At 65.8% G+C, this 16,031-nt stretch carries 11 protein-coding genes; 5 read left to right on the forward strand and 6 right to left on the reverse strand.

Translation table 11 applies throughout. The features are described from left to right. Positions 1–51 precede the first annotated feature (51 nt). A complete protein-coding gene (gene hrpB / locus ACKWRH_RS43610) occupies positions 52–2,526 on the reverse strand; it encodes an ATP-dependent helicase HrpB (RefSeq protein ID WP_445218575.1) in 2,475 nt (824 codons plus the stop codon). 116 nt (positions 2,527–2,642) lie between these two features. Beyond that, a complete protein-coding gene (locus ACKWRH_RS43615) occupies positions 2,643–3,959 on the reverse strand; it encodes a UDP-glucose dehydrogenase family protein (RefSeq protein WP_445218576.1) in 1,317 nt (438 codons plus the stop codon). A gap of 191 nt (positions 3,960–4,150) precedes the next feature. On the opposite strand from ACKWRH_RS43615, the gene ACKWRH_RS43620 reads away from it, so the two are divergent. The 3 genes from ACKWRH_RS43620 (at position 4,151) to ACKWRH_RS43630 (ending at position 9,260) form a co-directional block, all read left to right on the forward strand. Continuing rightward, a complete protein-coding gene (locus ACKWRH_RS43620; protein WP_445218577.1) occupies positions 4,151–5,218 on the forward strand; it encodes an acyltransferase family protein in 1,068 nt (355 codons plus the stop codon). A gap of 216 nt (positions 5,219–5,434) precedes the next feature. Further along, positions 5,435–8,476 carry a DNA polymerase I gene (gene polA, locus ACKWRH_RS43625; protein ID WP_445218578.1) on the forward strand — a complete coding sequence of 1,014 codons (3,042 nt, stop codon included), beginning with the start codon at positions 5,435–5,437 and terminating at the stop codon, positions 8,474–8,476. Positions 8,477–8,624: 148 nt separating this feature from the next. Beyond that, complete coding sequence (locus ACKWRH_RS43630; protein WP_038933366.1) at positions 8,625–9,260, forward strand: LysE family translocator; 636 nt, start codon at positions 8,625–8,627, stop codon at positions 9,258–9,260. 190 nt (positions 9,261–9,450) lie between these two features. Here ACKWRH_RS43630 and ACKWRH_RS43635 read toward each other — a convergent pair whose 3' ends face one another. Then, positions 9,451–10,077, reverse strand: coding sequence for a glutathione S-transferase family protein (locus ACKWRH_RS43635; RefSeq protein ID WP_445218579.1), 627 nt, complete (start codon positions 10,075–10,077; stop codon positions 9,451–9,453). Between the two features lie 173 nt (positions 10,078–10,250). Here ACKWRH_RS43635 and pyrE point away from each other — a divergent pair, with 173 nt between their 5' ends. Together pyrE and ACKWRH_RS43645 are read left to right on the forward strand one after the other, a co-directional pair. Beyond that, positions 10,251–10,814: an orotate phosphoribosyltransferase gene (pyrE, locus tag ACKWRH_RS43640; protein ID WP_445218580.1), complete on the forward strand. Its 564-nt coding sequence runs from the start codon at positions 10,251–10,253 to the stop codon at positions 10,812–10,814. A 233-nt stretch (positions 10,815–11,047) separates the two neighbouring features. Then, the gene (locus ACKWRH_RS43645) at positions 11,048–11,830 is read left to right on the forward strand and encodes a DUF2865 domain-containing protein (protein ID WP_445222583.1); all 783 of its coding nucleotides are present in this window, start codon (positions 11,048–11,050) and stop codon (positions 11,828–11,830) included. Between the two features lie 108 nt (positions 11,831–11,938). Here ACKWRH_RS43645 and ACKWRH_RS43650 read toward each other — a convergent pair whose 3' ends face one another. From ACKWRH_RS43650 to ACKWRH_RS43660, 3 genes are all read right to left on the reverse strand, one after another. Beyond that, positions 11,939–12,370, reverse strand: coding sequence for a hypothetical protein (locus ACKWRH_RS43650; protein ID WP_014491352.1), 432 nt, complete (start codon positions 12,368–12,370; stop codon positions 11,939–11,941). 317 nt (positions 12,371–12,687) lie between these two features. Continuing rightward, positions 12,688–13,359 carry a ligase-associated DNA damage response endonuclease PdeM gene (gene pdeM / locus ACKWRH_RS43655; protein WP_445218581.1) on the reverse strand — a complete coding sequence of 224 codons (672 nt, stop codon included), beginning with the start codon at positions 13,357–13,359 and terminating at the stop codon, positions 12,688–12,690. 53 nt (positions 13,360–13,412) lie between these two features. Then, on the reverse strand, positions 13,413–15,989 hold the full coding sequence (locus ACKWRH_RS43660; RefSeq protein WP_445218582.1) for a ligase-associated DNA damage response DEXH box helicase: 2,577 nt from the start codon (positions 15,987–15,989) through the stop codon (positions 13,413–13,415). Positions 15,990–16,031: the final 42 nt, after the last annotated feature.

Genomic DNA, 16,031 nt, shown 5'->3' on the forward strand with positions numbered 1-16,031 from the left:
GCTATTTTGACGAAAAGGATGAGCGGAGGGTTAATACGCCTTCGTGGTTTCTCAGGTGCCGCGCGGCTTCACGCGCCGGGTCGGCAGCGCACTCGCCGGATCCTCCGGCCAGGGATGGCGCGGGTAGCGACCGCGCAGGTCGGAGCGTACCGCGGCGTAACTGCCGCGCCAGAAGCCGGGGAGATCGCGCGTCACCTGCACCGGGCGCTGCGCCGGCGACAGCAATTCCAGCACCAGCGGCACCCTGCCGGCGGCGATCGACGGATGGGTGTTGAGCCCGAACAACTCCTGGAGCCGCACCGCGATGGTCGGCCCCTGCTCGGCCTCATAGTCGATCGCGAGCACGCTGCCGGTCGGCGCCTCGAAATGCGTCGGCGCCTCGCGATCGAGCCTTGCGCGCATCTCCCAGGGCAACAGCGCCATCAGCGCGTCGGAGAGATCGCCGGCCGAGATGTCTTTCAGCGCGATCTTGTCGTAGAGCGCCGGCACCAGCCAGTCGTCGCGCCGCGCGATCAGTCCGTCGTCGGACAAATCGGGCCAGCTGTCGCCCTCAGCCTTGCGCAGAAACATCACGCGGTCGCGCCACTGCTTTGCGGCCTTCGACCAGGGCAACCGGTCGAGACCTGCGGCAATCAGCCCATCTGCGAAGATGCGCGCGGTCTCCTCCGAAGGCGACACCGCGAGTGTTGCCTCAGACAGCGTGATCGCATGCAGCGCGCGCTTGCGCCGCGCGCGCAGCGCCATCGCGCCGCGATCGAACGATATCTCGTCGACGCTCTCGATATGCTCGGCGAAATGCCGCTCGATTTCGTCCTGCGTGATTTGTGCGGCAAGCAGGATGCGGCCGCTCGCGGCCGTGCCCGTCATCTCGCCGATCGCGATATAGGGCGCGCGAGCGAGCGAGGAGGTCTGCTCCACGGCGGCACCGCGGCCGTTGGCGAGCACAAAGCTGCCATTGCCGCGGTTGCGCGCGACGCGGTCCGGGAAGGCATAGGCGAGCATCAGGCCGGTGGAGAGGTCATCCTGCGGACCGGCCTTCTCTGACGCCGCCACCTGCGAGGCCCAGCGCCGCGCGAGATCGCGCGCGCTCGCGGCCCGTGGCGAACGGTCGCGGCGAAACTGGTCGCGGCGGTGCTCGAGATCGACGCTGTCGCCCCCTAATCCGCGCTCGGTGATAATGGCCGCGATCTCGGCGGCGGCTTCGCCCTCGCCGGCGCGGTGCGAATCCACGATCATGCGCGCCAGCCGTGGCGGCAGCGCCAGCGCGCGCAGGCTCTTGCCTTCCGCTGTGATGCGGCCGTCGCCGTCGAGCGCGTTGAGCTCGGAGAGAAGGCTTTTTGCCTCTTTCCAGGCCGGCAGCGGCGGCGGATCGAGAAATGACAGCGCCGAAGGATCGGCGACGCCCCATTGCGCGAGGTCGAGCACCAGCGAGGAGAGGTCGGCACTGAGGATTTCCGGCTGGGTGTAGGGCGCGAGCGAGGCCGTCTGCGGCTCGTCCCAGAGCCGGTAGCAGACGCCCGGCTCGGTGCGGCCGGCGCGGCCGCGGCGCTGGTCCACCGCCGCACGCGCGGCGCGCACGGTCTCGAGCCGCGTCAGCCCGATGTCGGGCTCGTAGCGCGGCACGCGGGCGAGGCCGGAATCGACCACGATGCGCACGCCCTCGATGGTGAGCGAGGTCTCCGCGATCGAGGTCGCCAGCACGACCTTGCGCGTGCCCTTCGGCGCGGGCGCGATCGCGCGGTCCTGCACGGCAGCGTCGAGCGCGCCGAACAGCGGCACGATTTCGATGCTGGCATCCTGAACGCGCTCGCTGAGGAAATTCTGGGTGCGGCGGATTTCAGCCGCGCCCGGCAGGAATGCCAGCACCGAGCCGCTGTCGGCGCGAAGCGCGGACGCGATCGCATCCGCCATCTGCCGCTCGACCGGCGCATCCGCCTTGCGGCCGAGATAGCGCGTCTCGACCGGAAAGGCGCGGCCCTCGCTCTCGACAACGGGCGCTTCCCCGAGCAGCTTTGCCACACGGGCGCCGTCGAGCGTTGCCGACATCACGAGGATGCGCAGATCCTCGCGCAGGCCGGTTTGCGCGTCGCGCGCCAGCGCGAGGCCCATGTCGGCATCGAGCGAGCGCTCGTGGAATTCGTCGAACAGGACGGCCGCGATGCCGGATAGCTCGGGATCGTCGAGGATCTGGCGGGTGAAGATACCCTCGGTCACCACCTCGATGCGCGTCGCGCGCGAGATCTTCGAGCCGAAGCGGACGCGATAGCCGACGGTTTCGCCGGCCCGCTCTCGAAGCGACTTGGCCATGCGCTCGGCGCTGGCCCGGGCAGCGATACGCCGCGGCTCCAGCACGATGATCTTCTTGCCCGCGGCCCAGGGGGCATCCAGCAGCGCCAGCGGCACCCGCGTGGTCTTGCCTGCGCCGGGCGGCGCCACCAGCACAGCCGAATTATGCGCCTCCAGCGTGCGCGAGAGGTCGTCGAGCACGGCATCGATCGGGAGGGGCGTGTCGAAGCTGCGGGGCAAGGCCTATCCATTCGTCATGCCCGGCCTTGTCCCGGGCATCCACGTCTTCGACTAGAAACAGACGTGGATGGCCGGGACAAGCCCGGCCATGACGAAATCGTTGCGGCGGTGGACCGTCAGCCCTGCACCGGCGGACGGCCGATGCTCTCGTAGGTGAAGCCGGCGGCTTCCATCTCTTCGGGCGGGTAGATGTTGCGGAGGTCGACCACGACGGGCTGGGTCATGGCCGCCTTCAGCCGGTGGAGATCGAGCGCGCGGAACTGCACCCATTCGGTGACGATGACGAGCGCATCGGCGCCTTGCGCGCAGGAATAGGCGTCCTCGCAATAGGTGATGTTCGGCAACTCGCCCTTGGCCTGCTCCATGCCGACGGGATCGAAAGCCTTGACCGTCGCGCCCATGTCGATCAGGCCGGTGACGAGCGGGATCGACGGCGCATCGCGCATGTCGTCGGTGTCGGGCTTGAAGGTGAGGCCGAGCACGGCGATGGTCTTGCCGCGCAAGCTACCGCCGAGCGCCTGGCTGACCTTGCGCGCCATCGCGCGCTTGCGGTTCTCGTTGACGGCCAGCACGGATTCGACGATGCGCAGGCTCACGTCATAGTCCTGCGCGATCTTGATCAGCGCCTTGGTGTCCTTCGGGAAGCAGGAGCCGCCGAAGCCGGGACCCGCGTGCAGGAACTTGGTGCCGATGCGGTTGTCGAGGCCGATGCCGCGCGCGACTTCCTGCACGTTGGCGCCGACCTTTTCCGAGAGGTCCGCGATCTCGTTGATGAAGGTGATCTTGGTCGCGAGGAACGCGTTCGCGGCGTATTTGATCATCTCGGCGGTGCGGCGCGCCGTGAACATCAGCGGGGCCTGGTTCAGCGACAGCGGGCGATAGACGTCGCCCATCACCTTGCGGCCCCGCTCGTCGGAGGTGCCGACGACGACGCGGTCGGGATACTTGAAGTCGCGGATCGCCGCGCCCTCGCGCAGGAATTCGGGGTTGGAGGCGACGACGACGTCGGCCGCGGGGTTGGTCTCGCGAATGATGCGCTCGACCTCGTCGCCGGTGCCGACCGGGACGGTGGACTTGGTCACGACGACGGTGAAGCCCGACAGCGACTGCGCGATCTCGCGCGCGGCGGCGTAGACATAGGACAGATCAGCGTGACCGTCGCCGCGGCGCGAGGGCGTGCCGACCGCGATGAAGACGGCATCAGCGTCCGCGACTGGCTTCGACAAATCGGTGGTGAAATCGAGCCGCTTGGCCTTCACATTGGTCGCGACCAGCTCGTCGAGGCCGGGCTCGTAGATCGGGATCTCGCCGCGATGAAGCGCCGCGATCTTCTTCTCGTCCTTGTCGACGCAGGTGACGTCGTGACCGAAATCCGCAAAGCAGGCTCCGGACACCAGTCCCACATAGCCCGTTCCGATCATCGCGATTCGCATGAAAAACCCTGTCTTGGCTTGGTTAACGAAACCCCAACTCGGGCGGTTTAGCATTTTCCTGAGGGGAGAGAACAGCCCGGATGCAAAACCGGCACGCGAATTGTACCGGTAAAGACATCGTAAACCGCAAGGCTTCACACTGCGCCACGCCCGCACAGAGCCGGGCGGACCGCGCCTCAAAACGGGACACCATGGCATTATCAGGCACAATCGCCGCGAGCGGGCTTTCCAAGGGCCCCTCGGCCGCGCGTGTCGACTGGGTCGACTATGCCAAGGGCATCTGCATCGTCATGGTCGTGATGATGCACTCGGTGCTGGGGGTGGAGCTCGCCGCCGGCCAGACCGGTTTCATGCATGTCGCCGTGGCCTTCGCAAAGCCGTTCCGGATGCCGGACTTCTTCCTGATTTCGGGCCTGTTCCTGCCACTCGTGATCGATCGGGACTGGCGAACCTATCTCGACCGCAAGGTGGTGCATTTCGCCTATTTCTATGTCGTCTGGGTGACAATCCAGTTCGGCTTCAAGGCACCGGCATTCGCGGCGGAAACCAGCTGGCGCGAGGCGGGCCTGCTGTATCTGGAATCCTTCGTCGAACCGTTCGGCACGCTCTGGTTCATCTACCTGCTGCCGATCTTCTTCGTCGTCACAAAACTGACACGGCGTATTCCGCCGCTGGCGATCTGGCTCATCGCTGCCGCGCTGGAGATGGCGCGCATCTCGACCGGCTGGACCGCGATCGACGAATTCTGCGCGCGCTTCGTCTATTTCTATTCGGGATATCTGTTCGCGCCTTACGTGTTCGCGCTGTCCGATCGCGCGCGCAACCATCCCGCACTTGCGCTGGCGGCGCTTGCGACCTGGGCGCTGGTCAATGCGGGCCTCGTCGCGCTCGGCGCCAGCGAATGGAAGATCGTCTCGCTCGCGCTCGGCTTCGCCGGCGCCTGCGCCATCATCACGATGGGCACGCTGCTCGCGCGCGCACAGTGGTTGAACTTCTTCCGCTTCTGCGGCGAGCATTCGATCGTGATCTACCTCGCCTTCTTTCTGCCGATGGCGGCGACACGAACGCTGCTGCTGCGCACCCACATCATTGCCGACATCGGCACGGTGTCGCTGATCGTCACCATCGTCGGCGTGATCGGATCGCTCGCGATCTGGCAGGTCGCGCTGCGGCTCAATGCCCGCTTCCTGTTCGAACGGCCGCAGACGTTCTGGATCGCGCCGAAGAGGGCCGGGCCAGTGTTGCAGGCGGCGGAGTAGCCGCCCTCTCGATGTCGTCGCCCGGCTCGACCGGGCGACCCAGTACGCCGAAACGCCAGTGATTGAGCCGAGAAGCCGCAGCGTACTGGATTCCCCGCTTTCGCGGGGAATGACAGTTGTGGATGCGGGGAACGACAGTGGGGATAGCGGCGCCAGCGGCCCAAAAATCCCCCTCTCGAGGCTGTCAAAGCCCGCAAAAATTCATACATTGCGGCCATGCCCAAAACCTCCCCGAAGACCGCCGCCAAAGCCGACACCAAGCCCGCTGCCGACAAGTCTGCTGCCACGCCAGTCGCGGCGAAGGCGGCCGGCAAGGGCGACCATATCTTCCTGGTCGACGGTTCCGGCTACATCTTCCGCGCCTACCACGCGCTGCCGCCGCTGAACCGCAAGTCCGACGGCTTGCAGGTCAACGCCGTGCTCGGCTTCTGCAACATGCTGTGGAAGCTGTTGCGCGACATGCCGCCTGACAACCGCCCGACGCATCTGGCGATCGTGTTCGACAAGTCGGAAGTCACGTTCCGCAACAAGATCTATCCCGAGTACAAGGCGCACCGGCCGCCCGCGCCCGATGATCTGATCCCGCAATTCGCGCTGATCCGCGAAGCCGTGCGCGCCTTCGATTTGCCCTGCCTGGAACAGGGCGGCTTCGAGGCCGACGATTTGATCGCGACCTATGCGCGGCAGGCCAGCGATCGCGGCGCCCACACGACCATCGTGTCCTCCGACAAGGACTTGATGCAGCTCGTGAACGACAAGATCATGATGTACGACACCATGAAGGATCGCCGCATCGGCATTCCCGAGGTGATCGAGAAGTTCGGCGTGCCGCCGGAGAAAGTCGTCGAGGTGCAGGCGCTGGCCGGCGATTCCACCGACAACGTGCCCGGTGTACCCGGCATCGGCATCAAGACCGCGGCGCAGCTGATCGTCGAATATGGCGACCTCGAACAGCTTCTGTTCCGCGCCACCGAGATCAAGCAGCCGAAACGGCGCGAGGCGCTGATCGAGAATGCGGAGAAGGCGCGGATTTCGCGCAAGCTGGTGCTGCTCGACGACAAGGTCGAACTCGAGGTGCCGCTGGACGACCTCGCGGTGCACGAGCCCGACGCGCGCAAGCTGATTGCTTTCCTGAAGGCGATGGAATTCACCACGCTGACGCGCCGCGTCGCCGACTATTCGCAGATCGATCCCGCCAATGTCGATGCCGATGTGTCGAACAGCAGCGGCGCCAGAACCGGCGGCGACGCCGCCAAGGCAAAAACGTCAGAGACCTCCGGCGATCTTTTCGCCGCTCCAGCCGCGACCGCAACGGGCGGAGACAAGGGCGATAAGTCGGCCGGTCTCAAGGGCGCGCCGATTTCACTGGCCGCCGCGCGCGAAGAGGCGCTGCGCAAGCTGCCGGTCGACCGCAGCAAATACCAGACGATCAAGACGCTCAAGGAGCTCGACGCCTTCATCGCGCGCATCCATGACGCCGGTCATGTCGCGATCGAGACGCGAGCCAACTCCATCGATCCGATGCAGGCCGATCTGTGCGGCATCGCGCTGGCGCTGGCCCCGAACGAGGCCTGCTACGTGCCGCTCGCGCACAAGCAGTCCGGTGGCGGCGCCGGCCTGTTCGACGCGGGTCTCGCGCCGGACCAGGTCAAGCATGCCGACGCGATCGAAGTGCTTCGTCCGGTGCTGGAATCGGCGGGCATTCTCAAGATCGGCTTCGACGTCAAGTTCACCGCCGTGATGCTGGCGCAGCACGGTATCACGCTGCGCAACGTCGACGATGCGCAGCTGATCTCCTATGTGCTCGATGCCGGCCGCGGCTCGCACGCGATCGAATCGCTCGCAGAGCGCTGGTTCGGCCACGCCATGCTGAAGGAGAGCGAGCTGCTCGGCAGCGGCAAGGGCAAGATCACCTTCGACCAGGTGCCGATCGACAAGGCCGCGCCGCTGTCGGCGGAAGGCGCCGACGTGGCCTTGCGCGTGTGGCGCGTGCTGAAGCCGCGCCTTGTCGCCGAGCACATGACCGCCGTTTACGAGACGCTGGAGCGGCCGCTGGTGTCGGTGCTCGCGCGCATGGAGCGGCGCGGCATCTCGATCGACCGCCAGGTCCTGTCGCGGCTATCAGGCGACTTCGCCCAGACCGCGGCGCGCGTTGAAGCCGAGATCCAGGAGATCGCGGGCGAGCCCGTCAATGTCGGCAGCCCCAAGCAGATCGGCGACATCCTGTTCGGCAAGATGGGCCTGCCCGGCGGCACCAAGACCAAGACCGGCGCGTGGTCGACGACCGCGCAGGTGCTCGACGAACTCGCCGAGCAGGGCCACGACTTCCCGAAGAAGATCCTGGAGTGGCGCCAGGTCTCGAAACTGAAATCGACCTACACCGACGCGCTGCCGACCTACGTCAACCCGCAGACCCATCGCGTCCACACCACCTACGCGCTGGCCGCGACCACGACGGGCCGGCTGTCGTCGAACGAGCCGAATCTGCAGAACATCCCGGTGCGCACCGAGGACGGGCGAAAGATCCGCCGTGCCTTCATCGCGACGCCCGGGCACAAGCTCGTCTCCGCCGACTATTCGCAGATCGAGCTGCGGCTGCTCGCCGAGATCGCCGACATTCCCGTCCTCAAGCAGGCGTTCAAGGACGGGCTCGACATCCACGCGATGACGGCCTCCGAAATGTTCGGCGTGCCGATCGAGGGCATGCCGAGCGAAATCCGACGCCGCGCCAAGGCGATCAATTTCGGCATCATCTACGGCATCTCGGCATTCGGCCTCGCCAACCAGCTGGGCATCGCGCGTGAGGAAGCCTCCGCCTACATCAAGAAGTATTTCGAGCGCTTCCCCGGCATCCGCGCATACATGGACCAGACGCGCGACTTCTGCCGGAGCCACGGCTATGTCACCACGCTGTTCGGACGGAAGATGTACTATCCCGACATCAAGGCTTCGAACGCCTCGGTGCGCGCCTTCAACGAGCGCGCCGCGATCAACGCGCGGCTCCAGGGCACCGCCGCCGACATCATCCGCCGCGCCATGACGCGGATGGAGGACGCCCTGGTCCAGAAGAAGCTGACGGCGCAGATGCTGCTCCAGGTGCACGACGAACTGATCTTCGAGGTGCCCGACGCGGAAGTCGAGGCGACGCTACCGGTGGTGCAGCACGTGATGCAGGACGCGCCGTTCCCGGCCGTGAACCTGTCGGTGCCGCTGCATGTCGATGCGCGCGCGGCGAACAATTGGGACGAGGCGCACTGATTCTTTCCTTCACCTCTCCCCGCAAGAGCGGGGCGAGGGAGCGCACCGAGCGCTCGGCACCAGATCGAATTGTCCTCCGTGCAATTGCGCGATGGCTCCGCCGCGCGGCGCATATTAGAACCGTGCCGTCCCCCACACCGGTTCACCCATGCCCCACACCTCCGCCCTGCTCGGCTTCGCCCTCGTCTGCCTCGGTCTCGTGCTCACGCCGGGACCGAACATGATCTATTTGATCTCGCGCTCGATCACGCAGGGGCCGGCGGCGGGCATCGTCTCGCTCGGCGGGGTGGCGCTCGGCTTCGTGTTCTACATGCTGTGCGCGGCGTTCGGCATCACCGCGCTCTTGCTCGCCATTCCCTTTGCCTATGACGCGCTGCGCTTCGCCGGCGCGGGCTATCTGCTGTGGCTGGCCTGGCAGGCGGTGAAACCGGGCGGACGTTCGCCGTTCCAGGTCAAGCAGCTTGCGATCGACAGCCCGCGCAAATTGTTCGCGATGGGCTTTGTCACCAATCTGCTCAATCCGAAGATCGCGATGCTGTATCTGGCGCTGCTGCCGCAGTTCATCGATCCCACCGCCGGCAGCGTGCTGACGCAGTCGGTGGTGTTGGGAGCGATCCAGATCGCGATCAGCGTCAGCGTCAACGCGATGATCGCACTTGCCGCAGGGTCGATCGCGCTGTTCCTGGCGAGCCGGCCGAGCTGGATGCTGGTGCAGCGCTGGCTGATGGGCACGGTGCTGGCCGGGCTTGCGGTGCGGATGGCGGTGGAAGCGAAGAAGGTGTGAACTTTCTTGCCCTCCCCTGGAGGGGGAGGGTCGCTGCGCATGTAGCGAAGCGGAATGCGTAGCGGGGTGGGGTGATCTCTCCCCACGAGCACTGTTCAACGCGGAGAGACCTTCACCCCACCCCGTCACGCAATCTCGCTTCGCTCGATCGCGTGCCGACCCTCCCCCTTCAGGGGAGGGTACGGAGAGGTCAATCCAGCTTCGCGTCCATGCCCCGCTTCACCGCGGGACGCGCCGTCAGCGCCTCATACCAGCGCTTGACGTTGGGAAAATCGGCCAGCTCAACCTTGTGGCGAGGGTGGCGCCAGGCCCAGCCCAGGATGGCAAAATCGGCAACCGAGAGGTCGCCCGCGACGAAGTCGTGAGCCTCCAACCGGCGGTCCAGCACGCCGTAGAGCCGGCGCGTCTCCGCCATGTAGCGCTTCAGGCCATAGGCGCGCTCCTGCTCGTTCTCAAGCGCGATGAAATGGTGCACCTGGCCGGGCATCGGGCCGAAGCCGCCCATCTGCCACATCAGCCATTCATAGACGGGGATGCGCGCGGCGAGCGGTTTCGGCAGGAATTTGCCGGTCTTTTCGCCGAGATAGAGCAGGATCGCACCGGACTCGAAGATGCTGACCGGCTTGCCGTCCGGCCCCTCGGGGTCGACGATCGCGGGGATCTTGTTGTTGGGGCTGAGCTTCAGGAACCCCGGCGCCATCTGCTCGCCCTTGGTGATGTTCACCGGGACCACCTTGTAAGGCAGCCCCATTTCCTCCAATGCGACCGAGATCTTGCGGCCGTTCGGCGTGTTCCAGGTGTGCAGCTCGATGGTCATTCAGGCATTTCCTTCCCCGAGATATCTGCCATCCAACTACTCCAGAAAGTTGCACCCCCACAACTGGCGGACCGGGATGGCCGATCCCTGTTGACTCGACCGGTCCCCTCTGGAATGTCGCGGCCGTCGCGGATAAATTCCGCCACCTCCCAAAAAGCTCCCGAGGGACCGCCGTGTCGAAATCTGCCTCCCGCGCCCGCCTGTTCGAAATCATCCGCCGGCGCTCCTTCGGCCGCGGTGACGTCACGCTCGCCTCGGGCCGTAAGAGCGATTTCTACTTCAACCTCAAACCGACCATGCTCGACCCCGAGGGTGCGACCCTGCTCGCCGAGCTGACCTATGAGGCGCTGAAGGACGACCAGCTCGACTTCATCGGCGGGCTCGAGATGGGCGCGGTGCCGCTGGCCGGAGCGCTGGCGCAGATCTCCTGGATCAAGGGCCATCCGATCGCGGCGTTCTTCGTGCGCAAGAAACCGAAGGAGCACGGCGCGAAGCTCGCGATCGAAGGTCTGCCCAAGGGCGAGACGCTCGAAGGCAAGCGCGTCGTGATCGTCGAGGACGTCACCACCACCGGCGGCTCGGCGATGAAGGCGGTGGCATCCGTGCGCGAGACCGGCGCCGAGGTGGTGCTGGTGCTGACCATGGTCGACCGCGAGGAAGGCGCCACCGACACGTTCGGCGCGGCCGGCCTGCCGTTCCGCTCGCTGTACAAGGCGTCGGAGTTCTTGAAGGCCTAAGGCCGCGAGACGGTTCCGTCCATGCCCGGGCGTTGCCCGGAAGCAACCATCCGCCGGAAGCTGTGCCCGGCCTTGAAGAGGTCACGGCCTCGACTTGAAATCGCCTCCGCGCAACTGCTCATTTACCATCCAGCACTATGGTGAATCATGTGCCGAGACCTCGGAAGGTTCCGGCCGGTTCAGTAGCGTCGGAGTGAGCATTGCGTACAGCCTTGTCCCATGCGCGTCGCGCGATGCTTGTGGCCGCCAGCCTGGCGGCCCCGCTGCTTGCGGCTCCAGTCCCGGCTTCGGCCGAAGGCTTGTTCGACTTCTTCTTCGGCGGAATGCAGCGGCCCCGGCCGCAGCGTGAGGTGCCGCAGCAGTCGAACTCCTTTGCCGATCCCTTCGCCAGCCAGCAGAATCCCGCAACCCCGCAATATGTGCCCCCGACACGCGCGGCGGCGGCCGGCGGCTCGGGCCCGGCCTTCTGCGTGCGCACCTGCGACGGCAAATATTTTCCGCTGATGCGCGGCCTCGCCTCGCCCGCCCAGATGTGTCAGGCGTTCTGTCCTGCCACCACGACAAAGGTCTATTTCGGCTCTTCGATCGACGGCGCCGCTTCGCAGACCGGCGAACGCTACGCCGACAGCGAGAACGCGTTCGCCTATCGGAAGGCGCTGCGTGCCGACTGCACCTGCAACGGCCGCGAGCCGGTCGGCCTCGCCCCGGTCGATCTCGCGCTGGATTCCTCGCTGAAAGCCGGCGACGTGATCGCGACCAGCGACGGACTCGTCGCCTATACCGGCATCCGCGTCGGCAATGACCAGGCCGCGGACTTCACGCCGGTTGCCTCCTACCCCGGCCTCACCGCGCAGGTCCGCGCGCGGCTCGGCGAGATGAAGGTTGCCCCGGTGCGCGCAGAGACGGTCGCGGCGGATGCGCCGACCTCAGTCGAGATCGTGCGCGAGGCACTGCCTGACGTAACGGTGCCGAAGACCCCTGCACAGAAGCCGGCGAAACGGGCGGGGCTGGATTAAGCTCCAACTGAATCAAAGTCATTGCGAGCACAGCGAAGCAATCCAGTCTGTCGCCGCGAACAGATTATGGATTGCTTCGCTACGCTCGCAGTGACGGAGAGTGCTGCGTCATCTCCCGATGATCACCCCGATCACGTTCGGCGCCGCCAGATATTTTTCCTCGATCGCCGCGCGCGCAGCGGCGCGGTTTTCCTGAGTCAGCAGGCCGCGCTTCTCGGCCAGGATCATCCAGCAGAAGCCCCACCAGTCGGTGAGCATGCCCGCCTCGCCGATGAGATCGTAACCCTGCTCGGCTGCGAAGATGCGCGCATGCGCTTCGTCCAGCGTGTCGAGGAACAGATGATCCTCGGTCGAGAACAGATCGTCGCTGACGTCGTCGATGGTGTAGCCCCATATCGACTGGCACACCGCGTTAAACTCGCGGTCGAACTGGTCGTCATCGACCGCGTAGCGCCGCGCCGCCTGATGCAGCCGCGACAGCGAGCGCGCGAAATCGGCGATCCGGGTGAGGGCAAATTGATCGAAGGCGATGGTGGACATGTAGTCCTCGCAAAGTCTGACAGACGCTAGATATTGTGTCGGCGACGCGCCGAATCACAATGATATATCAAAGACTTGCTAAAGTGTTCTTAATTTGTTCCGGAACTGGGGACAAAGTCCGACTGGCGGAATCGAAAGGGGCCGCCTCGCAGCGACCCCTTTGCCGGTTGCAATCGTGTTCGGGATGAAATCCAGCCCCGGCAAGTTGGTAAGTTAGAGGTACCTATGGACTTAGGCGATTCCGGATAAGTACTGGACGTAATCCTGTCCTATTTTCCGTTGACGCCCGATGGATCCGGTTCGACGAGGCCGGGATCTCAATAACAGCGCGAGGCCGCAATGGCGTGGACGCGGCGGTCACCGAGCAGATGGGCAACAAAGCCATTGCTGGGAAAGATCTTTGCGAACGCGGCATCGCGGATGCTGAGACCGCCGGCATAGGCGCCGAAGGCGGGCATCACCGCGCGCATCCCGTCACTGGCGAAGCAGCGGCGTTCCATCGAGCGGCCGCGTGCGGAGACGCGCGCCTTCGGATGCAGATGGCCGGCGATCTCGCCGCGCTCACCGGTCGGCTCATGGCGGAAGGTGATCGCGCCGATCGCGACTTCGTCGGCGACGGTCCCGCCAAGATCGCGCGGCAGTATCGGATCGTGATTGCCCGAGATCCAGATCCAGTCGCGGCCGGTCTGGAGTGCGGCAACAGCATCGCGATCGTCGGACGACAACCGCTCATGTGCGGTTCGGTCGTGAAAACTGTCGCCGAGCGCGATGACCGTTCGGGGATTATGGCGGGAGATGACAGCAGCGAGACGGCTCAGCGTTGCCAACGTATCGTAAGGCGGCAGCAGCACACCGCGCGTGGCGAAGCTGGACCCTTTTTCCAGATGCAGATCGGAGACGACGAGCAGGCGCTGCTCTTCCCAGAACAGCGCACCGGAGAGATCGGTTGCGAAGGTCACATCACTGATGGTGACTTTGGAAACGCGCATGTCTTCCACATCTCCTGAAACCAGCGCGCCTATCGTCACGTCCAAACCTGCTCTTATCCCATCGCCTCTTTGACAAGCTCATCGGCGGCTTCCGCCAGGAGCTCGTCGCCAGCTTCGCCATAGACTGACTCGCGGCCGATTTCCAGCATCACGGGGACGGCGAGCGGCGAGACATGGTCGAGTTCCCGATGCGTGATGCGGCCGTGGATGCGGGCGAGCATGTCGCCGAGGCGGCGCAGATCGAGCAGGCCGGTGGCGGCGTCGGCCCGGGCGGCGCGTAAGAGCACGTGGTCGGCCTGATGCTTGCGCAGGACGTCGTAGACGAGATCGGTCGAGAACAGCACCTGGCGGCGGCTCTTGTCCTCGCTGGTGAAGCGCCGCTCGATCAGGCCGGAGATCAGCGCGCAATTGCGGAAGGTGCGCTTCATCAGCGCGGATTCCGCGAGCCAGGCTTCGAGATCGTCCCCGAGCATGTCCGGGTTGAACAGCGCGTCGAGATTAAGCTCGCCGTTGCGGATCATGAAGGAGGCGTCGCCAAGCCCCCAGATCGCCACCGCATATTCATTGGCGACGAAGCCGAGCGGCCGGGCGCGCATCCGCTCCAGCCGCCGCGTCAGCAGCATGCCCAGCGTCTGGTGCGCGAGCCTGCCCTCGAAGGGATAGCAAATGAGATAATGCTTGTTGCCGCGTGGAAAGGTCTCGACCAGCAGCTCGCGCACGCCGGGCACACGTGAGACATCTTTCTGCAACGACAGCCAGTCGCGCACCTGCTCAGGCAGACCGTTCCATGCACGGCGGTCGTCGAGCAGGCGCCGCACGCGCTCGGCAAGATAGGTCGAGAGCGGAAATTTTCCGCCCATATAGGACGGCACTTTCGGGTCTTTGTCGTTGGCGCGGGAGACATAGACCTGATCCTCGGCCAACGCCTCATAGCGCACGACTTCGCCGCCGAACACAAAGGTGTCGCCGGCGGTCAGGCCCTCGATGAAATATTCCTCGATCTCGCCGAGCACGCGCCCGCCGCGCGCGATGGCGCCGGTCGAGCCGCTGCCGCTGGAGCTCCCACGAACGAGCCGCACCTTCAGCATCGGCTCCTCGACGATGGTGCCGACATTGAGACGATAGCTCTGCCGCACCTTTGGATTGGCGACGCGCCAGCGCCCCTGCTTGTCCTGCTTGATGCGGGCGAAGCGCTCATAAGTCTTCAGCGCGTAGCCGCCGGAGGCGACGAAATCGACGACGTCGTCGAAATCCTGCCGGGCGAGATCTGAGTAAGGCGCGGCCGTGAGCACCTCGCCGTAGAGATCATCGCTCAGAAACGGCTCGCCGCAGGCGCAGCCGAGCACGTGCTGGGCCAGCACGTCGAGTGCGCCGGTACGCAAGGGTGGCGTATCCTGCGCATTCTCGGCGATCGCATCGATCGCGGCGCGGCACTCCAGCACCTCGAACCGGTTCGCCGGCACCAGCACCGCACGCGAAGCTTCGTCGAGGCGGTGATTGGCGCGGCCGATCCGCTGCATCAGACGCGAAGAGCCTTTTGGCGCACCGATATTGACGACGAGATCGACATCGCCCCAGTCGACGCCGAGGTCGAGCGAGGAGGTGCAGACCACGCCGCGCAGTCTGCCCGCCGACATCGCGTCCTCGACCTTGCGGCGCTGGGCGACGTCGAGCGAGCCGTGATGCAGCGCGATCGCGAGGTTGTCGTCGTTCATGCTCCAGAGATTCTGGAACAGCATCTCGGCCTGGCTGCGGGTGTTGACGAAGACGAGCGTGGTCTTGTTGGCCTTGATCAGCTCGTAGATTTCAGGAAGCGCGTGGCGCGCGCTGTGGCCGGCCCAGGGCAGGCGCTCGCGCGTATCCAGCATCTCCACCAGCGGCGGCGCGGCACCGCCGGCGACGACAATGTCGGCGGCCGCTTCCTTCCCGCCGGGCTGCGGCACCAGGAAGCGCGCAAGCTGGTCCGGCTCGGCCACGGTCGCCGACAGGCCGATCGCGCGCAGCTGCGGCGCCAGCCGCCAGAGCCGCGCCAGTCCCAGCGAAAGCAGATCGCCGCGCTTGGACGTCACCAGCGCGTGGAGCTCGTCGAGCACGATGCGTCGCAGCGAGGAGAACAGGAACGGTGCGTCATCGGAGGAGAGCAGCAGCGCGACCTGCTCAGGCGTCGTCAGCAGGATATCGGGCGGATAGCGCCGCTGGCGCTGCCGCCGCGACACCGGCGTGTCGCCGGTGCGGGTCTCGACCTTGATCGGCAGCCCCATCTCCGCAATCGGCCGCTCGAGATTGCGGGCGATATCGACGGCGAGCGCTTTCAGCGGCGAGATGTAGAGCGTGTGCAGGCCATCGCTGCGGCGAACATCGCGGCCGGTCGAGACGAGGCTTTGCTTCGCCCCTGCGTCCCGCTCGACCGGCTGCGTCGAGAGCTCCACCAGCGTCGGCAGAAATCCCGCCAGCGTCTTGCCCGCGCCGGTGGGCGCGATCAGCAGTGCGGAACGATCCTCGCGCGCCTTGTCCAGCAGCGCGAGCTGATGCTCACGCGGCGACCAGCCGCGGGCCGCGAACCACGCCTGGAAGCGGTCGGGCAGCAGCGTGGCCGGCTCGGCCGGGATTTTGAGGATGCGGGGCGGCACGGCATCACAGGTAAGCCGTGGGGGTGGGTTCGTCGAGGGGTG

Source organism: Bradyrhizobium sp. Pa8 (assembly GCF_052588265.1).